At 70.2% G+C, this 19,763-nt stretch carries 21 protein-coding genes and 1 tRNA gene; 15 read left to right on the top strand and 7 right to left on the bottom strand.

The features are described 5' to 3' along the window. Positions 1 to 29: 29 nt before the first annotated feature. The 3 genes from ACFQ0E_RS17435 to ACFQ0E_RS17425 are packed head-to-tail and all read right to left on the bottom strand — an operon-like array spanning position 30 to position 3,940. Positions 30 to 2,021: a transglutaminase TgpA family protein gene (locus tag ACFQ0E_RS17435; RefSeq protein ID WP_386826011.1), complete on the bottom strand. Its 1,992-nt coding sequence runs from the start codon at positions 2,019 to 2,021 to the stop codon at positions 30 to 32. Beyond that, positions 2,014 to 2,991 (bottom strand): DUF58 domain-containing protein, encoded by a 978-nt coding sequence (locus tag ACFQ0E_RS17430; RefSeq protein WP_386826009.1) that lies wholly within the window; start codon positions 2,989 to 2,991, stop codon positions 2,014 to 2,016. The genes ACFQ0E_RS17435 and ACFQ0E_RS17430 overlap by 8 nt, the downstream gene beginning before the upstream one ends. A 22-nt stretch (positions 2,992 to 3,013) precedes the next feature. Next, positions 3,014 to 3,940, bottom strand: a complete 927-nt coding sequence (locus tag ACFQ0E_RS17425) for an AAA family ATPase (RefSeq protein ID WP_386826008.1) — start codon at positions 3,938 to 3,940, stop codon at positions 3,014 to 3,016. A 91-nt stretch (positions 3,941 to 4,031) separates the two neighbouring features. On the opposite strand from ACFQ0E_RS17425, the gene ACFQ0E_RS17420 reads away from it, so the two are divergent. Beyond that, complete coding sequence (locus ACFQ0E_RS17420; RefSeq protein ID WP_386826006.1) at positions 4,032 to 5,918, top strand: ArnT family glycosyltransferase; 1,887 nt, start codon at positions 4,032 to 4,034, stop codon at positions 5,916 to 5,918. 124 nt (positions 5,919 to 6,042) lie between these two features. Here the strand turns inward: ACFQ0E_RS17420 and ACFQ0E_RS17415 are convergent, their stop codons facing one another. Both ACFQ0E_RS17415 and ACFQ0E_RS17410 read right to left on the bottom strand, forming a co-directional pair. Continuing rightward, positions 6,043 to 6,621, bottom strand: a complete 579-nt coding sequence (locus ACFQ0E_RS17415; RefSeq protein WP_386826004.1) for a Maf family protein — start codon at positions 6,619 to 6,621, stop codon at positions 6,043 to 6,045. Between the two features lie 24 nt (positions 6,622 to 6,645). Further along, positions 6,646 to 7,023, bottom strand: coding sequence for a hypothetical protein (locus ACFQ0E_RS17410; RefSeq protein WP_386826002.1), 378 nt, complete (start codon positions 7,021 to 7,023; stop codon positions 6,646 to 6,648). 120 nt (positions 7,024 to 7,143) lie between these two features. Here ACFQ0E_RS17410 and ACFQ0E_RS17405 point away from each other — a divergent pair, with 120 nt between their 5' ends. The 13 genes from ACFQ0E_RS17405 to ACFQ0E_RS17345 all read left to right on the top strand — a co-directional run bounded on the left by ACFQ0E_RS17405 (position 7,144) and on the right by ACFQ0E_RS17345 (position 18,478). Continuing rightward, a complete protein-coding gene (locus tag ACFQ0E_RS17405; protein WP_386826000.1) occupies positions 7,144 to 7,659 on the top strand; it encodes a YceD family protein in 516 nt (171 codons plus the stop codon). Positions 7,660 to 7,743: 84 nt separating this feature from the next. Further along, entirely contained in the window at positions 7,744 to 7,938 is a 195-nt protein-coding gene (gene rpmF, locus ACFQ0E_RS17400) for a 50S ribosomal protein L32 (protein WP_386825998.1), read from the top strand. A gap of 179 nt (positions 7,939 to 8,117) precedes the next feature. Then, positions 8,118 to 9,128: a beta-ketoacyl-ACP synthase III gene (locus ACFQ0E_RS17395; RefSeq protein ID WP_137852854.1), complete on the top strand. Its 1,011-nt coding sequence runs from the start codon at positions 8,118 to 8,120 to the stop codon at positions 9,126 to 9,128. A gap of 207 nt (positions 9,129 to 9,335) precedes the next feature. Then, positions 9,336 to 10,292, top strand: a complete 957-nt coding sequence (gene fabD / locus ACFQ0E_RS17390; protein WP_386825995.1) for an ACP S-malonyltransferase — start codon at positions 9,336 to 9,338, stop codon at positions 10,290 to 10,292. Between the two features lie 67 nt (positions 10,293 to 10,359). After that, positions 10,360 to 11,106, top strand: a complete 747-nt coding sequence (gene fabG, locus ACFQ0E_RS17385; RefSeq protein WP_386826267.1) for a 3-oxoacyl-ACP reductase FabG — start codon at positions 10,360 to 10,362, stop codon at positions 11,104 to 11,106. 132 nt (positions 11,107 to 11,238) lie between these two features. Then, positions 11,239 to 11,475 (top strand): acyl carrier protein, encoded by a 237-nt coding sequence (acpP, locus tag ACFQ0E_RS17380; protein ID WP_386825994.1) that lies wholly within the window; start codon positions 11,239 to 11,241, stop codon positions 11,473 to 11,475. 150 nt (positions 11,476 to 11,625) lie between these two features. Next, positions 11,626 to 12,864, top strand: a complete 1,239-nt coding sequence (fabF, locus tag ACFQ0E_RS17375; RefSeq protein ID WP_386825992.1) for a beta-ketoacyl-ACP synthase II — start codon at positions 11,626 to 11,628, stop codon at positions 12,862 to 12,864. Between the two features lie 40 nt (positions 12,865 to 12,904). After that, a complete protein-coding gene (locus ACFQ0E_RS17370) occupies positions 12,905 to 14,281 on the top strand; it encodes an aminodeoxychorismate synthase component I (protein WP_386825990.1) in 1,377 nt (458 codons plus the stop codon). Positions 14,282 to 14,322: 41 nt separating this feature from the next. Beyond that, positions 14,323 to 15,150 (top strand): aminodeoxychorismate lyase, encoded by an 828-nt coding sequence (gene pabC, locus ACFQ0E_RS17365; RefSeq protein ID WP_386825988.1) that lies wholly within the window; start codon positions 14,323 to 14,325, stop codon positions 15,148 to 15,150. Continuing rightward, positions 15,147 to 16,205: an endolytic transglycosylase MltG gene (gene mltG, locus ACFQ0E_RS17360; protein WP_386825986.1), complete on the top strand. Its 1,059-nt coding sequence runs from the start codon at positions 15,147 to 15,149 to the stop codon at positions 16,203 to 16,205. The genes pabC and mltG overlap by 4 nt, the downstream gene beginning before the upstream one ends. Continuing rightward, entirely contained in the window at positions 16,202 to 16,864 is a 663-nt protein-coding gene (gene tmk / locus ACFQ0E_RS17355; RefSeq protein ID WP_386825984.1) for a dTMP kinase, read from the top strand. Before mltG ends, tmk begins: the two co-directional genes overlap by 4 nt. A 208-nt stretch (positions 16,865 to 17,072) precedes the next feature. Then, positions 17,073 to 18,113, top strand: a complete 1,041-nt coding sequence (locus ACFQ0E_RS17350; protein ID WP_386825982.1) for a DNA polymerase III subunit delta' — start codon at positions 17,073 to 17,075, stop codon at positions 18,111 to 18,113. Positions 18,114 to 18,115: 2 nt separating this feature from the next. After that, positions 18,116 to 18,478, top strand: a complete 363-nt coding sequence (locus ACFQ0E_RS17345; RefSeq protein ID WP_386826265.1) for a PilZ domain-containing protein — start codon at positions 18,116 to 18,118, stop codon at positions 18,476 to 18,478. Between the two features lie 98 nt (positions 18,479 to 18,576). Here ACFQ0E_RS17345 and ACFQ0E_RS17340 read toward each other — a convergent pair whose 3' ends face one another. Then, on the bottom strand, positions 18,577 to 18,921 hold the full coding sequence (locus ACFQ0E_RS17340) for a RidA family protein (protein WP_386825981.1): 345 nt from the start codon (positions 18,919 to 18,921) through the stop codon (positions 18,577 to 18,579). Between the two features lie 135 nt (positions 18,922 to 19,056). Beyond that, positions 19,057 to 19,132, bottom strand: a tRNA-Phe gene (locus ACFQ0E_RS17335). A gap of 146 nt (positions 19,133 to 19,278) precedes the next feature. Between ACFQ0E_RS17335 and ACFQ0E_RS17330 the strand changes: the two genes are divergently transcribed. Then, positions 19,279 to 19,761, top strand: a complete 483-nt coding sequence (locus ACFQ0E_RS17330; RefSeq protein WP_386825979.1) for a DUF6491 family protein — start codon at positions 19,279 to 19,281, stop codon at positions 19,759 to 19,761. Positions 19,762 to 19,763 lie beyond the last annotated feature (2 nt).

Genomic DNA, 19,763 nt, shown 5'->3' with positions numbered 1-19,763 from the left:
AGGAATGCGTTGCGAGCTTGTTCGATGCGCTAAGGGCGGTGCCTGCGCAGGTCGCGGAGCAGGGCCCGCAGGTTGGCGGCGCCGCCATGATGGCGAGCGTACCGCCATTCCACGAAACGTGCGCTGAGTTCCTTCAGTGCGGTGGCGTCCGGACGCGCGCCGGCGATGCGCTCGACCCAGGCGCCGACCGGTTCGTGCGACGGCCGTCCCAGTCCGAGCTTGCGGTAGCGGCGCTCCATCCGCCGCCAGGCACGCAGCAGCGGATCGCGCTCGCGCTCCTGCCGCGTGGTCAGCCAGAGCATGCCCGCCATCGCCAGCACCGTGGCGATCACGAACAGGCGCACCAGCGCACCGGTGTCGAGATCGGGGATACCGAAGGATTGCAGCAGGTTGCGCTGTCGGCGCGCGTCGTAGCCGAGCACGAAGTCGTTCCAGCTGCGCCGCAGCCAGTCGCCGACGTCGAACACCGGGCTGAGCCCCGAGAACCCGCCGAGCGCGCCCGGGCGGCGGTCGTCGATGGTGTCGTAGATGCGCTCCGGCGCGATCGCGGCAGTGGGGTCCACGCGCACCCAGCCGCGGCCTTCGATCCAGACTTCAGCCCAGGCATGGGCATCCGAGCGGCGGACGAGCCAGTACCCGCCCACCGGGTTGCGGTAGCCGCCGACATAGCCGGTGACCACGCGTGCCGGGATGCCGGCGCCGCGCATCAGCACGACGAAGGCGCTGCTGTAGTGCTCGCAGAAACCGGCCTTCTGGTCGAACAGGAATTCGTCGACGCTGTTGCGGCCGAGCAGCGGGGTTTCGAGGGTGTAGACGAACTCCGCGCGGATCCAGTCGAGCGCGCGGCGGACGATGGCGTCATCGCTCGTGCGGTTGCTCGGACCGGCTTCGCGCCGCCAGCGCTCGGCCAGGTCCAGCGTGCGCGGGTTGTAGCCCGGCGGCAGGCGCAGCGCGAGGCTGCGCAGCGTCGGGTGCAGATCGGTTTCGGCCAGCGCGGTCTGTGGCGCGGAGCGCAGGCGCCAGCGGGTGAGGGCATTGAGCGTCTGCCGGCTGACCAGCGTGTAGTCGCCGTACAGATGCGCGCCTTCCGGCGCGGCCAGGGGCATCTCCAGCGCGACCAGCTGGCTGCGGTCGGTCGGCTCGATCTCCATTTCGTAGTCGTAGACCACCGGCGGCGGGCCGGGGCGCGTGCGTGCGCGGCTGATCGCGCGCGACCAGCCCACCGAGGTCCAGGTACGGCCGTCGAAATCCCACAGCACATGCCCGCGCCAGTACATCTGCGACTGCGCCGGCGCTTCGCCGAAGAACGTCACGCGCAGCGCCGGGGTGTCGTCGGCGATCAGGTCGATCCAGTCGCCCGGCGACATGCGGTCGGACAGACCGGGCTTCGCCAGCGCGCGTTCGGGCACGCCCCACAGCGGCGAGGTGAAGCGCGGGAACAGCCAGAACACCACCATCGCCAGCGGCAGGCCGATCGCGATCATCCGCGCGACCATCGCCAGCCGCGACCACGGCCGGCGTGCCGGCGCGCGCGCATCGCTTTCGATCTCCGACAGCGTGTGCAGCGCGGTCAGCGCCGCCACCGCGCCGGCCAGGCCCAGCGACAGCGACAGCGGTCCCTGGTCGAGGAGGAAGGTCGCAAACGGCGCGAACAGCGCGAAGCCCAGCAGGCTGCGCGCGTCGCGCAGCGAGCGCATCTCCACGGGCTTGAGCGCGAGCATCGTCGCCAGCATCGCGCAGCCGGTGTCGCGGCCGAAACGGAAGCCGTACAGCGTCATCACCGTGCCGAGCAGGGCGGCGATCAGCACGAAGCGCAGCCAGCCCGGCGCATGGCCATCGCGGGCCAGCAGCGGCACCGCCAGCGCGACCGCGCCGATGCCGAGGGTCAGGCTGCCCGGCATCTGCAGCAGCAGCGGCAGCAGGCAGAGCAGGGCCGCCGCCAGGGCCCAGCGGCGCGACAGCGGGTCCAGAGGAGGCACGGCCAGTGCCGGGGCGCTGCGGGACGCGGCGGTCTCAGCCATGGCCGCCTCCCTCGGGCAGCAAGGCCAGCGCCTTCAGGCAGGCGTGGCGGTGGGACGCGCCCTGCGCCGGGCCCAGCGCGGGCTGCCCCGGCAGCATCAGCCGATAGCGACGACCGCCGCGTTCGGCATCGTCCACCCAGCGCGCGAGCCGGCGGATGCGCTGCTCGTAGGGCAGGTGGCCCAGCAGGCTCCAGTCCAGGTCGATATCGGCGCCCATCGGCTGTTCGTATTCGCGCACCAGCAGTTCGTTGCGCCGCGCCGACGGTTTCCAGGCGATCGCCCGTCGCGAATCGCCGCGCCGGTAGGCGCGCAGGTGATGCACGTCGTCGCCGCTGGGATGCACGCGGGCGATCGCGCGGTCGCCACCGCCTTCGGGCAGCGGTGGGCCATGCGTTTCCGGCGCCGGGTAGACCAGCAGCGGCGCGTCGGGCCAGACATAGCCCCATGCCACGACCAGGCCGAGCGGACGCGTGGTCCAGATGCGCAGGCGGCCGGGTTCCAGCCAGCCGCGACACTGGGTCGGCAGTTCGATGACCGCTTCGCCGCTGCCCTGGTCCAGCGACAGCGACGCACGATGCTCGCCGCAGGCCAGGCGCAGGCCGCGGCGTTCGCGCCCGGGCTCGGCGCGCGCATGCACGCGCAGCTGCAGCGGCTTGCCGGCGCTCACCGGTTCGGCGCCGATCGCGGTGATGCTCAGCCCCGACAGCTGCAGGTGCGCGGCGAACAGTCCGGTGTGCGCCGCGCCGGCGAGCAGCAGCGCCAACAGCAGGGCCGGATTGTTGTTGTAGTTCAGCGCGCCCAGCAGCATCGCGGCCAGCAGCGCAGCGAAGAACAGGCCGAAACCGGTGGGCAGCACGTAGATGCGCCGGCGGTTGAAGCGCACCGGCAGCACTTCCGGCGCGCGCGGGCGGGCCCAGGTCGCGGTGCGGGCTTCGATGCGGCTGCGGATGCGGGCGAGGAGGCGGCTCATCGGCGCGGCGACCGTGGGCGGATCAATCCACCGCTACCGCATGCAGGATCGACTTCGCCAGGGTCGCGCCATCGCCGCCATCGGCATCGGCCACCAGCCGGTGCGCGGCCACCTGGATGAAGAGCGCCTGCACGTCGTCCGGGAGCGCGTGGCTGCGACCGAGCAGCAACGCATGCGCGCGCGCCGCACGCAGCAGCGCGATGCCCGCGCGCGGCGACAGCCCGACGCGCACGCCCGGGTGGTGGCGGCTGCGTGCGAGCAGGCGCTGCACGTAGGCGACCAGCGCCTCGCTGGCGTGCACGTCGGTGACCGCGTGGCGCAGGGCGCGCACGCGATCGGGATCGAGCACGGCCTCGCTGTTGGCGATCAGGTCGCGGCGGTCGCTGCCGGCGAGCAGGGCGCGTTCGGCGTCCTCCGGCGGGTAGCCCAGGTGCAGGCGCAGCAGGAAGCGGTCGAGCTGCGAATCCGGCAGCGGGTAGGTACCCGACAGGTCCACCGGGTTCTGGGTGGCGATCACGAAGAAGGGATCGGGCAGGGCGCGGGTCACGCCGTCGATGGTGACCTGGTGCTCGGCCATCGCCTCCAGCAGCGCGCTCTGCGTGCGCGGCGGCGCGCGGTTGATCTCGTCCGCCAGCAGCACCTGGGTGAACACCGGGCCGGGATGGAACTGGAACTGGCGCGCCTGCGCGTCGTAGACCGACACGCCGACGATGTCCGACGGCAGCAGGTCCGAGGTGAACTGCACGCGCTGGAATCCCAGGCCGAGGCTGGCCGCGAGTGCATGCGCCAGGGTCGTCTTGCCCAGCCCCGGCAGGTCCTCGATCAGCACGTGGCCGTCGGACAGCAGGGCCACGAATGCCAGCCGCACCTCGTGGGGCTTGCCCAGTACCCACTGGTTGACCTGCGCCTGTGCGCGCTTGAGGGCGTCGTGCAGGTCGTCGTTTAGCATGTGCGGCACTCGAGGGCTGTCGACAAGGCGTGCTCCGGCAGTCTGGATGGAGAGAAACGGAAATGAATCGGCAGTGTAGCGAGACTACGGGATGACGCAGCGAACGGATTCGGGCGGGATGCGCAGCAGGCGGACCTTCATCGCACTCTGGACCTGCGTGCTGCTCGCCAAATGCGTGCTCGCCGCGCGCCTGCCGCTCTTCGTCGACGAAGCCTTCTACTGGCAGGAAAGCCGGCATCCGGCCTGGGCCTATTCCGACCTGCCGGGCTTCACCGCCTGGCTGGCGCGCGTCGGTCAGACCGTGGCCGGGCATTCGGAGTTCGCGTTGCGCCTGCCGTTCCTGCTGATCGTCGCCCTGCTGCCGTGGTGGATCGTGCGCATCGCCCGCCGCGAACTCGGCGAGGCCCGGTTCTCGCCCGACCTGGCATGGCAGGCCGGGTCGCTCGCCGTGCTCCTGCCGCTGCTCGGCACGCTGGGCGTGCTGGGTCTGCCCGACGTGCCGCTGGCGCTGGCGACGGTGCTCTGTCTCGACGCCGGCACGCGACTGCTGCGCGGCGTCGACTGGACCGGGGCCGGCCTGCTCGCAGCGGGTCTGGCGATCGGCGGATTGACCCACTACCGCTTCGTTGCGGTGATCGGCGTCGGTTTCCTCGCCCTGCTGTGGCTGCGCGAAGGCCGCACGGCGCTGCGCGACGCCCGGGTCTGGGGCGCCGTGGCCATCGGTGCGCTGGCGTGGCTGCCGCTGCTGTCGTGGAACCTCGCCAACGCCGATGCCGGGCTTCGTTTCCAGCTGGTCGAGCGCCATCCCTGGGCCTTCCATCCCGACGGTGTCCAGTTCCTGCTGGTGCAGGCCGCCTTCGCCAGTCCGCTGCTGCTGCTCGCGCTCCTGCGCGGTGGCATCGACGGGCTGCGCGTCGACCGCATGGCCGGCGTGCGCTACCTCGCGCTGTCGGGTGTGGCCGTGTTCGGTGGCTTCTTCCTGCTCGGTTTTTTCGCCGACAGCGAGCGCGTCAGCTTCCATTGGCCGCTGCCGGCCTACCTGGCCCTGCTGCCTCTGGCCGCGCCGGTGCTCGCCGGCTGGCGGCCGGCGTGGCGTCGCCTGGCCTGGGGACTGGCCGGTCTCGGGCTGGTGGCCGGTCTCGGCTACTACGCCGTGGCCGCCACACCCTCGCTGCGCGAGCGTCTGGCCGACGGCAAGGCCTATCCATCGAATTTCGCCGGCTGGGACGTGCTGGCCGAGGCGGTCCGGGCCGAGCGCGCGGCGATGCCACCGGGCACCCGCCTGCTCGCCGACAACTTCAAGATCGGCGCCGAGCTGGGCTTCGCGCTCGACGACGCGCGCATCCCGGTCCTGGACCATCCGCTCAACGCCCATCATGGCCGCGCGCCGCAGCTCGTCCTTTGGAACCTGCTGGTGCGCGACCGCGCCACGCTCGGCGAGGCGCCGGTGCTGCTGGTCGTCGGCGCCAGCGATGTCGGATACCGCCAGCTGCTACGCCGCTATCACGACCTCTGCGCCATGGTCGGCCCGCTGCCGCCGCCGCGCGTGCTGCACATCGACCACGGCCGTCAGCGCTTCCTGCTGTTCCGTCTGCCGCCGCGCCGCGCCGCCGGCACGTGCACGACCCCGGCGATGGCCTGGATCGATCTGCCCGCCGGCCATGGGTCCGTCTCCCGCCGCTTCGAACTGCGCGGCTGGGCCTTCAAGGACGGCGTCGGGCTGAGGAAGGTCGAGGCGCTGGTCGACGGCCAGGTGGTCTCGAAGGCGGTCTACGGCATCGCCCGCCCGGAGGTCGTCGGCTTCTGGTCGAAATGGCGCGAAGGCGGCTCCACCGACCCGCAGCAGCCGAATGTCGGCTTCGATGTCTGGCTCGACCTCGGCGACCGCCCGCCCGGCCGCTACCGCCTCGGCCTGCGTCTGCACGGCCGCGACGGCAGCGTCGAGGACTGGCCGTCGCAGGTGATCGAACTGCGGTGATGCCTCCCTTGTAGAGCGGAGCTTCCTCCGCTCATGCTTTGCCCGGGAAGAACGAGCGGAGCAAGCTCCGCTCTACGCGAGAAGTTCGTGATCAGCGCAGCGGAGCGAGCCCCGGGCCGCGCGATCAGGGCGCCACGAACCCCGCTTCGCGCAGCAGGCGGGCGGTGGCGATCAGCGGCAGACCGACCAGCGCGGTCGGGTCGCGGTTCTCGATCGCCTCGAACAGGGCGATGCCCAGACCCTCGGACTTGAAGCTGCCGGCGCAGTCCAGCGGGCGCTCGCGGTCGACGTAACGGGCGATCTCGCCATTGGACAGCGGCCGGAAGTGCACGGTGGTCACGTCCAGCGCCTCCAGCCGGCGGCCGCCCGGGCCGGCCAGGCACACGGCTGTCAGGAACCGCACCTCGCGGCCCGACATCGCCCGCAGCTGCGCCTCGGCGCGCGCCGCGCTGCCGGGCTTGCCCAGCGGCTCCTCGTCGAGTTCGGCCACCTGGTCGGAGCCGATCGCCCACAGGTCCGGCTGGCCCGGGTTGAGCACCGCCTCGGCCTTCGCCCGCGCCAGGCGCACGGCCAGGGCCTGCGGTGTCTCGTCGGAAAGCGGTGTCTCGTCGACGTCGGGGCGCACGGTGTCGAAGGGCAGGCCGAGGCGTTCGAGCAGGGTGCGACGGTAGGTCGAGGTCGAGGCGAGGATCAGTCGTGGCATGGCGGAAGCGGGCGAAAGGTCGGGTCAGGTCTGCGGGCCGCGGGCCTGCTGCACCAGGGTGAGCTGCTGGTCGATCCGGTTTCGGGCCTGGTCCAGCGAAGCGCGCATGTCCTGGAGCTTGCGCAGCGAGGCGGTCGACCCGTGCTGCTGCAGCCACAGGCGCTGGCGCAGCATTTCCTGCAGGGCGGTGCGGACGGTCTCGTCCTCGCCCCCGGTGATCGATTCGATCTCGGCACGGGCGGTACGCAGGCGGGATTCGAGCGCATCGGCGGCGTCCAGCAGCTCGGTCACGGCGCGCTGGCGGGGATCGGTGCGGCGGGACATCCACCAGATCAGGCCCAGACCGCCCACGATCACGATCGTGAACACGGCACTGACGACGGGAAAGGAGAAGGCGGTCACGCGACTGGCCCGGAGACGGGGAGGACAGTCTGCCGCCAGCCGCCGCCGGGGGCAAATCATGCGTCCGGGCGTCCCCATGGTTTGACAGGGGCACCCCCGGCCCCTACCATTTCGCGTCTTATGTCCGCTGAAGTGCCCGACGTACTGGACGCTTGGCGCATGGTGGCAGCGCGGCGCTGTTTCGACGGACGCCTGCCGCTGGCCGCGATGCCCCGCCTCCGCGATCTGCTGGCCGATACCGAAGGAGAAGCTCGCTTCGCCCTCGAATTCGGTCACGACGTGCTGCAGGTGCCGTTCGTGGCCTTGCGCGTCGATGCCGATCTGCCGCTGGTCTGCCAGCGCACGTTGCAGCGATTCGTGTTTCCGGTCGTCATCGACCAGCGCTTCGCCCTCGTGCGCGACGCCAGCGACGACACCGTCGATGCGTCTCTGCCGGAAGGCTACGAAGCGCTTGAAGTCGACGCCGACGGCGCGATGCGGCCGGCGGACCTGGTCGAGGACGAGTTGATCCTCGCCGTGCCGCTGGTGCCGGCCATGCCGGGCAGCGAAGCGGTCGAGCGCGACTGGGCCGCGACGGCGGAAGAAGAAGCGGTCGCCAACCCGTTCGCGGCGCTGGCGGCGCTCAAGAAAACCTGAGTTGAACCAAAGTCACGGGAACGCGCGTTCGCGCCGCGTTCCGCCACTTTTCACACGATTGCGTATCACGTTGGAGCAATTTCCATGGCTGTGCAGAAATCCCGCGTCACCCCGTCCCGTCGTGGCCAGCGTCGTTCGCACGATGCGCTGACCGCCAAGCAGCTCGCCACCGATCCGACCTCGGGCGAGATCCACCTGCGCCACCACATCACCAAGGACGGCTACTACCGCGGCCGCCAGGTCATCGCGCCGAAGGTCAAGATCGCCGACGAAGAGTGATCGCACGCGGCGCTTCGGCGCCGACAGCGACAATCCGTGCCGCGCGACTCCCGTTCGTGCGGCGCGCTCGTTTGTGGTGCACGCGTCCGGTTTGGCGCGTTCGGACAGGATCGTCACCGTCGTCGCGCTGGAGTGCGCGGGCGTCGGTGCACTGACTCGACAGGCGTGACAGGGCGGACATGAACACACCCGGATCCAACCCGCAGGCTTCCAGCAGGCAGGTGTACGCGCGCATCGCGGGCACCGGCAGCCACCTGCCGGCCAAGGTCGTCACCAACGACGATCTGGCGAAGATCGTCGACACCAGCGACGAGTGGATCGCGACCCGCACCGGCATCCGCCAGCGGCACGTCGCCTCCGCGGAGGAAACCACCTCCGAACTGGGCTATCAGGCCGCCCTGCGTGCGCTCGAAGCCGCCGGCGTGCAGCCGTCCGAGCTCGAACTCATCGTCGTCGGCACGACCACGCCCGACCTGATCTTCCCGTCCACGGCCTGCCTCATCCAGCACCGTCTCGGTGCCGAGGGCTGCGCCGCGTTCGACGTGAACGCCGCCTGCTCGGGCTTCATCTACGCGCTGACCGTCGCCGACAAGTTCATCCGCTCCGGCGCGGTGAAGACGGCGCTGGTGATCGGTGCGGAAACCCTGACGCGCATGCTGGACTGGAACGATCGCGGCACCTGCGTGCTGTTCGGCGACGGCGCCGGCGCAGTGGTGCTGAAGGCCGACGAAGAGACCGGCGTGCTCAGCACCCATCTGCACGCCGACGGCGGCAAGAAGGAGCTGCTGTGGAACCCGGTCGGCGTCTCGGCCGGTTTCAAGCCGGACGAGCCCAATGCCGGCGTGCGCGTGCTGATGACCGGCAACGAAGTGTTCAAGCATGCGGTCAAGGCGCTGGACTCGGTGGTCGAGGAGACGCTCGAAGCCAACAACCTCGATCGCCACGACATCGACTGGCTGATCCCGCACCAGGCCAACCTGCGCATCATCGAGGCCACGGCCAAGCGCCTGGATATGCCGATGGAGCGCGTGATCGTTACCGTCGACAAGCATGGCAACACCTCGGCCGGCTCGGTGCCGCTGGCCCTCGACCTGGCCGTGCGTTCGGGCAAGGTGCAGCGCGGCCAGCTGCTATTGCTGGAGGCTTTCGGCGGCGGTTTCACCTGGGGATCGGCGCTGCTGCGCTACTGATCCCCGGCCGCGTCCGCGCGACGCGCGCATCCGACACGACAAAAGACAGGACAGCAGGGGCTCGCCAATCGGCGGGCCCTTGTCGTTTCCGCCTCCCCGCAACCCGTCCGCGCGTGCCGATCCCCGCCTGCCGGCATACGCCGTCGTACAGACAGACCGGGGCTTTCGACCTTATCATCCCCGTCCCGTTTCGAGCTGGACCCCCGCGTGACTGCAGTCGCCCCGACCGATCCGACACTGGCCTTCGTGTTTCCCGGACAGGGTTCCCAGTCCGTCGGCATGCTGGCCGAGCTGTCCGAGCGCCATGGACTGGTCCGCGACACCTTCGAGGAAGCCTCCGACGGCGCCGGCACCGACCTCTGGGCGCTGTCGCAGGGCGGCCCGGTGGAACTGCTCAACCGCACCGAGTTCACCCAGCCGGCGCTGCTCGCCGCCGGCGTCGCCGTGTGGCGGCTGTGGCAGTCGCAGGGCGGTGCCACGCCGGTCGTGCTGGCCGGACACAGCCTGGGCGAGTACAGCGCCCTGGTCGCCGCCGGCGCGTTGTCGCTGCGCGAGGCCGCGCACCTGGTGCGCATCCGCGGCCAGCTGATGCAGGACGCCTCGCCGGAAGGCAGTGGCGCGATGGCGGCCGTGATCGGCCTGGACGACGCCGTGGTCGCCGAGGCCTGCGTCGAAGCCTCGGGCACCGGCATCGTGGTCCCCGCCAACTTCAATTCCCCCGGGCAGATCGTCATCGGCGGCCACGCCGAGGCCGTCGACCGCGCCAGCGAACTGCTCAAGGCAGGCGGTGCGCGCATGGTGACCCGCCTCGCGGTCAGCGTGCCCTCGCATACGCCGCTCATGCGCGATGCCGCCAATCGCCTCGCCGAGGCCATGCATGGCCTGGACTGGCGCGCGCCGTCGATCCCGGTCGTGCAGAACGTTGATGCCGAAGTGCATGACGGCATCCAGGCCATCCGCGATGCGCTGGTGCGCCAGCTCTACCTGCCGGTGCAGTGGACCGGCTGCGTGCAGGCGCTGGCCGCGCGCGGCGTGACCCGCATCGCCGAGTGCGGCCCGGGCAAGGTGCTGGGCGGCCTCAACAAGCGCATCGACAAGACGATCGAAAACCGCGCGCTGGGCGCCGTCGGCGATTTCGAGGCCGCACTCGACGCCTGGCGATGAGCCACGGCGCGTCCGTCGCGCCGACCTCATCGCGTCCCCCACCGTTTCCGACATGAGCATCGACACCATGAACACCAAGCCGCTGCAAGGCGACATCGCACTCGTGACCGGCGCCAGCCGGGGCATCGGCGCTGCGATCGCCGACCTGCTGGCCGCGCAGGGCGCGACCGTCATCGGCACCGCGACCTCCGACGCCGGCGCGCAGGCCATCGGCGAGCGCCTGGCGCCGCTGGGCGGCCACGGCCGCAAGCTCGACGTGGCCAACGGCGCCGAGGTCGAGGCGCTGGTGGACGCGATCGCGAAGGAATTCGGCGCGATCTCGATCCTCGTCAACAATGCCGGCATCACCCGCGACAACCTGCTGATGCGGATGAAGGACGAGGAGTGGGATTCGATCCTGCAGACCAACCTCACCAGCGTCTACCGCACCAGCAAGGCGGTGATGCGCGGGATGATGAAGGCGCGCAAGGGCCGCATCATCAGCATCGCCTCGGTCGTCGGCGTCACCGGCAACCCGGGGCAGACCAACTACGCTGCCGCCAAGGCCGGGATCATCGCGTTCAGCAAGTCGCTGGCGAAGGAGATCGGTTCGCGCGGCATCACCGTGAATGTCGTGGCGCCTGGTTTCATCGACACCGACATGACCCGTGCGCTGCCCGATGCGGCGCGCGAAGCCCTCCTGGGTCAGATCGCGCTCGGCCGCCTTGGCGACGCCGCCGACATCGCCAATGCGGTCGCTTTCCTCGCCGGTCCCACGGGTGCCTACATCACCGGCGAAACCCTCCACGTCAATGGCGGCATGTACATGCCTTGAGCCCGGCGCGCGCCGGTCGATCAGGGGGCTCGACGCTAAGTCATTGAATCGAAAAGAACGGCCGCGCCCCACCTCGGGCTCGGCTTTCCCTTACACTATCCACCGCAACAATCCTTCCGGAGTACAACACTCATGAGCAGCATCGAAGAACGCGTCAAGAAAATCGTGGTCGAACAGCTTGGCGTCAAGGAAGAGGAAGTCACCAACAGCGCATCGTTCGTCGACGATCTCGGCGCGGACTCGCTCGACACCGTCGAGCTGGTGATGGCCCTCGAAGAAGAGTTCGAGTGCGAGATTCCGGACGAAGAGGCCGAGAAGATCGGCACCGTGCAGGCCGCCATCGATTACATCAAGGCCCACGTCAAGTAATCGGGTCTCGTACCCAGGCCCGGGCCGCACGCCCGGGCGCACGCCGGGGCCGCATCGCGGCCCTGCGCGTTTTGGCCAGACGTCAACAAACGTCCCGTGCATGGCGGTGCGTGTCATCGTCGTCGTCGGGCGAGCAGTGAGGATCAAAGCATGTCGAAGCGTCGAGTCGTCGTCACCGGTATGGGCATCGTGTCGCCGCTGGGCAATGACCTCGCCAGCAGCTGGGACGGCATCGTCAACGGGCGCTCCGGCATCGGTCCGGTCACCCATTTCGACGCGTCCGCGATGACCACCCGCATCGTGGGCCAGGTCAAGGATTTCGACTCGTCGCCGTGGATTTCCGCCAAGGACGCCAAGAAGATGGATGAGTTCATCCATTACGGCGTCGCCGCGAGTTTCATGGCCATCCGCGATGCCGGCCTGGAGATCGACGACGCCAACGCCGACCGCATCGGCGCGGTGATCGGTTCGGGCATCGGCGGCCTGCTCGGCATCGAGCAGCAGACCATCAAGCTGCACGAAGGCGGCCCGCGCAAGGTGTCGCCGTTCTACGTGCCCAGCACCATCATCAACATGCTGCCCGGCCAGGTCTCGCTGATGACCGGCGCCAAGGGCCCCAATTTCTCCGCCGTGTCCGCCTGCGCGACCTCGAATCATTCGATCGGCGTGGCGATGCGGCTGATCCAGTACGGCGATGCCGACGTGATGATCGCCGGCGGCGCCGAGCGCGGCTCCACGCCCAGCGCGATGGGCGGCTTCTGCGCGATGAAGGCGATGTCCACGCGCAACGACGATCCCGAGCGCGCCTCGCGTCCCTGGGATACCGAACGCGACGGCTTCGTGCTCGGCGATGGCGCCGGCATCCTCGTGCTGGAGGAATACGAATACGCGAAGGCGCGCGGCGCGCGCATCTACTGCGAGCTGATCGGCTTCGGTGCCAGCTCCGACGCCTTCCACATGACCGCGCCCAGCGAGGACGGCGAGGGCGCAGCGCGCTGCATGACCGCAGCGATCCGCGACGCCGGCGTCAGCGTCGACCGCATCGGCTACCTCAACGCGCATGGCACGTCCACGCCGCTGGGCGACCTCGCCGAGACGATGGCGATCAAGCGCACGCTCGGCGACCACGCCTACAAGACGATGGTGTCCTCGACCAAGTCGATGACCGGCCATCTGCTCGGCGCGGCCGGCGGCGTGGAGGCGATCTTCTCGGTGATGGCGCTGCACACCGGCGTCATCCCGCCGACGATCAACCTCGAAAACCCCAGCGAAGGCTGCGACCTCGACTACGTGCCGAACGTGGCGCGCGAGGCGAAGGTCGACGTGGTGGTGTCGAACGGCTTCGGCTTCGGCGGCACCAACGGCTCGCTCGTGTTCGGCCGCATCTGACCGCGATACCCGCCTTCTCCACGTTTCGAGGGTCCCGCGCATGATCGTCACCCGCGCCTTGCCTGCGGATTGCGATCTGCTGCGCCTGCACCGGCAGGCGCCGGCGCGCTATCCGCTGCTGCTGCAGTCCACGTCGTCGTCGCTGGTCGCCGGGCATGCGCTCGGCCGTTGGGACATGCTGCTGGTCGCCGATGGTGCGTCCCTGCGGCTGGATCGCGACGGCAGCGTGCGCGATGCCGGCGGCGATGTCGTCGGTCAGGATTTCCTCGCCGCGCTCGACCACGCATGGCAGGCGCTGCGCGTGCCACGGGAGGAGCCGCGCTGGCCGTTCCGTGGCGGTTGGGCGCTGTTCCTCGCCTACGAACTCGCGGCGCAGGTCGAGCCGGTGCTGCGATTGCCGCAGGCCCCAGGCACGCTCCCCGTCGCGCTGGCGATGCGCTGCCCGGCTGCGGTGCTGCGCGACCACGTCACCGGCGAGTGCTTCGCCATCGCCGAAACCGGCCACGAGGCGCTGCTCGATGCCATCGTCGTCGACCTTGCCGCGCCGGCGCCCGTGCCGCTGCCGGTGTGGCGCGCACCGCTGGCGATCGAGGACGACGCGCCTGAGGCCTTCACCGATGGCGTGCGCCGCATCCTCGATTACCTCGCGGCCGGCGACATCTTCCAGGTCAACCTGTCCCGCGCCTGGCGTGCGCGTTTCGACGACGCACTGGATCCTGCGATGCTGTACGACCGCCTGCGCGCGGCGAGCCCGGCGCCGTTCGCCGGCCTGCTCGCGGGCGAAACCGACGGCCGCCCCTGGGCCGTGGTCAGCTCCTCGCCGGAGCGCCTGGTGTCGGTGCGCGGCGACGTGGTCGAGACTCGGCCGATCGCCGGCACGCGTCCGCGCTTTCCCGGCGACGACGATGCCGCGCGCATCCGCGAACTGGTCGGCAACCCGAAGGAACGCGCCGAGCACGTGATGCTGATCGATCTCGAACGCAACGACCTCGGCCGCGTCTGCACGCCGGGCAGCGTCGAGGTCGACGAACTGATGACGGTCGAAAGCTATTCGCACGTGCACCACATCGTCAGCAACGTGCGCGGCCACCTGCGGCCCGAGGTCACGCCCGGCGGCGTGATCCGCGCGGTGTTCCCGGGCGGCACGATCACCGGCTGCCCGAAGGTACGCTGCATGCAGATCATCGCCGAGCTGGAAAATACCGGTCGCGGCGCCTATACCGGCGCATTCGGCTGGTTGAACCGCGACGGCGACCTCGACCTCAACATCCTGATCCGCAGCGCCGAAGTCGAAGGCGACACGCTGCGCTTCCGCACCGGCGCCGGCATCGTCGCCGACTCCGACCCGCAGCGCGAACTCGACGAAACCCGCGCCAAGGCGCGCGGCCTGCTCAAGGCGCTGGGAGTCGGCGCGTGACGCATCCGTCGCGGACCCCGCCGTCCGTCCCGTGCGTCTTCGTGGGCGATGCGCCGGTCGATGACGACATCGACACCGTGCTCGCCGCCGGCCGAGGCCTGGCCTACGGCGACGGCGTGTTCGAGACGATGCGCGCGGTCGGTGGTGTCATCCCGTGGTGGTCCGCCCATCGCGAACGGCTCAGGCGTGGGGCAGCGAGATTGGGCATCGCGATGCCGTCGGACGCCGCACTGGATGCGGCGCTGCGCGACCTGCTGCATGCGCATTCCGACGCCGTCATCAAGCTCGTCCTGACCCGGGGCAGTGGCGGTCGCGGTTACGCGCCACCGCGCGACGTGCCGCCGGTGTGGCTGGTGTCGGCTTCGCCACTGCCGCCCGCGCCGCGCTCCGGTGGTCTGGTGCTGCGCTGGTGCGACCTGCGCCTGGCGGCGCAGCCGGCGCTTGCCGGGATCAAGCACTGCAACCGGCTCGAACAGGTGCTGGCGCGCGTGGAGTGGTCCGATGACGGCATCGACGAGGGCCTGATGCGCGATGCCGACGGCGATGTCGTCTGCGCCACCGCCGCCAATGTCTTCGTCCTGCGCGACGGCCGCTGGTGGACGCCGCCGATCGACCGCTGCGGCGTGGCCGGGGTCTGCCGCGCCTGGGCGCTGCCTGCGCTCGACGCCACCGAACACCGGCTGACGCCCGACGATGTGCTGTCCGCGCAGGCCGTGGTCCTGTGCAACGCCGCGCGCGGTATCCTGCCCGTGGCCCGGCTGGGCGACCATGCGTGGTCGCCGCATCCGGCCGTCGGCGAGGCCCTGCGCCGCCTTGCCGACGCGCATCCCGCCTTTCCCGTCATCGATCGAGGTTCCCCGTGGGCTTGAAGCACATCCTGAAGCGGCTCATCAAGATCGTGCTGCTCATCGCACTGGTGTTCGCGCTCGGCGTCGGCGCGATCGCGTTCTTCGCCTGGCAGCGCTACGACGGTTTCGCCGATGCGCCGATGACCGGGATCGAGGCGGGCGAGACGCTGGTGGTCGAACCCGGCGACTCGCTGCCGAAGGTGCTGCGCACGCTCGCTGCGCAAGGCGTCGAGGTGGATGCGCTGCATTGGCGGCTGCTTGCGAAATCCACCGGCGCGGCCGGCAAGATCCAGGTCGGTGAATACGCGCTGGAACCGGGCATGACGCCGCGCACGCTGCTGGAGCGCATGCGCGACGGCAAGGTGCTGAGCTACCGCTTCACGATCGTCGAAGGCTGGAACATCCGCGACCTGCGCGCCGCGCTGGCCAAGGCCACGCCGCTGAAGCAGACCACTGCCGACATGGACGACGCCGCGCTGATGCGCGCGCTCGGTCGCGGCGGCGAACATCCCGAAGGCCGTTTCCTGCCCGAAACCTATCTCTACACCCGCAGCGACACCGACCTCGACGTGCTCAAGCGCGCCGCGACCGCGATGGACAAGGCCGTGGCCGAGGCCTGGGCCGGCCGTGACGAGGGCCTGCCGCTGCGCACGCCGTACGAACTGCAGACGCTGGCCTCGATCGTCGAGAAGGAAACCGGCATCGCCAGCGAGCGCCCGCAGATCGCCGGCGTGTTCGTCCGTCGCCTGAAGGTGCCGATGCGCCTGGAAACGGATCCCACCGTGATCTACGGCATGGGCAGCAGCTACGCCGGCAACATTCGCAAGGCCGACCTGCGCACCGACACGCCGTACAACACCTACACCCGCGACGGACTCCCGCCGACGCCGATCGCCATGCCCGGCCGCGACGCGCTGCAGGCCACCGCGAAGCCCGCGCCCGGCGACGCGCTGTTCTTCGTCGCCGTGGGCGACGGCAGCGGCCGCCACGTGTTCACCAGGACCTATGGCGAGCACCAGGCGGCCGTGGCCCAGTACCTGCAGCGCTACCGCCAGCAGCAGGCGCAGGCGCAATGACCGACGCCGTCGACGACATCGCGACGCATCCGCGTTTCGTCTCGCTCGAAGGCGGGGAGGGCGCGGGCAAGACCACCGTGCTCAACGCGCTGCGCGACGCCCTGCTGCGCGAAGGTCGCGACGTGGTCAGCACACGCGAACCCGGCGGCACGCCGCTGGCCGAACGCATCCGCGAATTGCTGCTCAACCCCGACGGCGAGCGCATCGCCGCCGAGACCGAACTGCTGCTGATGTTCGCCTCGCGCGCGCAGCACGTGCGCGAGACCGTGCTGCCGGCGCTGGCGCGCGGCGCGTGGGTGATCAGCGACCGCTTCACCGATTCGAGCTACGCCTACCAGGGCGGCGGACGCGGGCTCGACCTCGCGTTCATCGCCGAACTCGAACGCCGCGTGGTCGGCATCCGGCCCGGCCTGACATTGCTGCTCGACCTCGGCGTGTCGCAGGGCCGCGAGCGCACGCTGGGGCGCGATCTCTACCCGGATCGCATCGAACGCGAGCGCGACGATTTCTTCGAGCGCGTGCGTGCAGGTTTCCTCGCCCGCGCCCGCGCCGAACCCGCACGCGTGCGCGTGATCGATGCCTCGCAGCCGGCCTCGGTCGTCGCCGGCGACGCCGTGGCGATCCTGCGCATGTTCATCGATCGCGGCGGGTTTGCATGAGCCTGACGCCGCACATGACGCCACCGCAAATCCCCGCGCCGACCGCTGCGCGGACGTCGGCCCCCTTTTGCAAAGGGGGCGTGCGTCGTCGCTGCGCGATGTCGTTGCAGCTTGCGACAGGATCGAAGCACCTCGTGACTTCCCCCCCTTTGCAAAAGGGGGGCAGGGGGGATTTGCTTTCGCCCGGATCCCCGAGGCAGGCTCGCGCATGAACCTCGAACTCCCCCCGCTCGCGCCTTGGCAGCAGCGCATCCACGACCAGGCCGTTGCCGCGCTCGACAGCGGTCGCCTCGGCCATGGCCTGCTGTTCTGCGGTCCTGCACACCTGGGCAAGCGCGCGCTCGCCGAACGCCTGGCGCGGCGCCTGCTGTGCGAAGCCCGTGCGCCGGGCGAGGACGCCTGCGGACGTTGTCGCGGCTGCCTGCTGTTCGCGCACCGCGTGCAGCGCGACCCGCTGGAAGTGCGGCCCGACGGCTCGCCCTCGCATCCATTCGGCCATGCCGGGCATCCCGATCTGTTGCTGGTCGGCCACGAGGTCAACGACAAGACCGACAAGCCGCGCACCGAGATCGTGATCGAGCAGATCCGCAAGCTCTCGGAAAAGCTCGCATTGACCGCGCAGTACGGCCGTTCGCAGGTCACCATCATCGACCCGGCCGACGCGATCAACCACGCCGCCTGCAACGCGCTGCTGAAGACGCTCGAAGAGCCGCAGCCCGGCCGCTACCTGTGGCTGATCAGCGCCAACCCCGCGCGCCTGCCGGCGACCATCCGCAGCCGCTGCCAGCGCCTGGAGTTCCGCTTGCCGCCGCTCGACGAAGCCGAGGCCTGGCTGCGCGCGCAGGGGCACGCGGACAGCGCCGTGCGCGAAGCGCTCGACGCCGCGCGCGGCCATCCCGGCCTGGCCGATGCCTGGCTGCGCGACGGTGGCTTGGCCATGCGTCGCGAAGTCGCCGCCGACCTGCAGGCCGTGGCGCGCAACGAGCGTTCGACGATGGAGACCGCCAAACGCTGGGTCGATGCCGGCGACCTCGACCTCCGCCTGCGCCACGCCGCCGACCTCGCCGTCGCCGAAGCCGGGCGCTTGACCGATCCGTCGAGAATCCGCACGCTCGCAACCTGGTTCGATGCCGCCAACCGCACCCGCGACCTGCTGCGGACCACGGTGCGCGCGGACCTCGCGCTGGTGGAACTGCTCGCGCAGTGGCGCGCCGGGGCATCGCAGACGACTTCTGGAGGCAGACGATGAACATGAAGCCCACGGCCGCCGGCGGTGCCCGCCAAGGCATCCTCTCGCTCGCGGTGAAGGACAAGAACGCGCTCTTCCAGGCCTACATGCCCTTCCTCAAGGGCGGCGGCGTGTTCGTCCCAACGCCCAAGCGCTACTTCATCGGCGACGAAGTCTTCCTGCTCCTGACCCTGCCCGAATCCACCGAGCGCCTGCCGGTCGCCGGCAAGGTGTCGTGGGTCACGCCCGCAGGCGCGCAGGGCAACCGCGTCGCCGGCATCGGCGTGCAGTTCGCCGAGACGCCCGAAGGCGATGCGATCAAGGGCAAGATCGAGGCGATCCTTGCCGGCATCCTCAACTCGGACAAGCCGACGCATACGATGTGATGTGTCGCATCCGTGTCGCAATGCACGGCGGCGGCGCAAACGAAAAAGCCCCGTGATCTTCGCGGGGCTTTTTCGTTTCGCGTTTCGCCGGACCGCAATCAGACCGCAGCGGTCACGACGATCTCGACCTTCCACTCCGGCTTCGCGAGCGCGGCTTGCACCGTGGCGCGCGGCGGCGCGTTGCCGGCGGGCACCCAGGCGTCCCAGATCTCGTTCATGCCCGCGAAATCGGCCAGGTCGGCGAGGTAGATCTGGGCCATGAGAATCCTGCTGCGGTCGCTGCCGGCCCGCGCGAGCAGCGCGTCGATCGCGTCGAGCACCTGCCGGGTCTGGCCGCGGATGTCCTGACTGGCGTCATCGGCGATCTGGCCGGCGAGATAGACCGTGTTTCCGTGCACCGCCATTTCGGACAGGCGTGCGCCGACATCGAAGCGTTGGATCATGGCATCGGTTCCTGCGGGGGAGGGCTGCAGATGGTGCCACAGCGCCGACGCGCGTTCGTCGGCGGGATGCGTCCATGACACCAGGCGATGTGTCGCCCATGAAAAAAGCCGCGCAGTGCGCGGCTTTGGAATGCGTGGTGGCCGGGGAGGGAATCGAACCCCCGACACGGGGATTTTCAATCCCCTGCTCTACCAACTGAGCTACCCGGCCACGCTGAGCCGACAATGATACGGGGTGATCCGGGGGAGAGCAAGCCGGCTCCGTGCTGAATCGTGCGGCGGGGGTGCTTTGCCTCGCCGGTGGGGAGGCGCATCATCGCGGACGAACACCGACATCCGCGTCCCCCGGAGACCGCCATGATGACCCGCGCCCTCGTCCTTTCGCTCGTGCTGATCGCAGCCGCATCCTCGACCGCCTGCGCCACCGATCCCGCGGCCCGTGAGGCCGAGCGCATCGCGCTGTACCGCAGCCATGCAGGCGAGCCGGTCGACAGCATCCAGTATCTCGGCAGCTACAGCGGCTGGACGCCCTTGGGCGATAAGGCCTTCGCGCTGTGGACGCGCCCCAGCCAGGCGTATCTGATCGAGGTGCACGGCCCGTGCATCGGTCTGGACTTCGCCGACAGCATCGGCATCCGCAGCTTCGGTGGCCGGATCAGCGCGCGCTTCGACCAGGTCTACGTGCGCGGTGTCGCAGGCGGGCCGAGCACCTGCCAGATCCGGGAAATCCGTCCCTTGAACGTCAAGGCGCTGCGTGCCGACGAGAAGCGGCTGCGCGAGGAGCGCAAGATGCGCCGCGCCACCGACGAGCCTGCGCCGACGCAGGCCTCCGGTGGCTGATC

It is taken from the genome of Lysobacter brunescens, from assembly GCF_042677005.1.
GTDB lineage: Bacteria > Pseudomonadota > Gammaproteobacteria > Xanthomonadales > Xanthomonadaceae > Lysobacter_I > Lysobacter_I brunescens.
The sequence above is the reverse complement of the archived record's forward strand: the minus strand, read 5'-3'. Positions and strand labels throughout refer to the sequence as shown.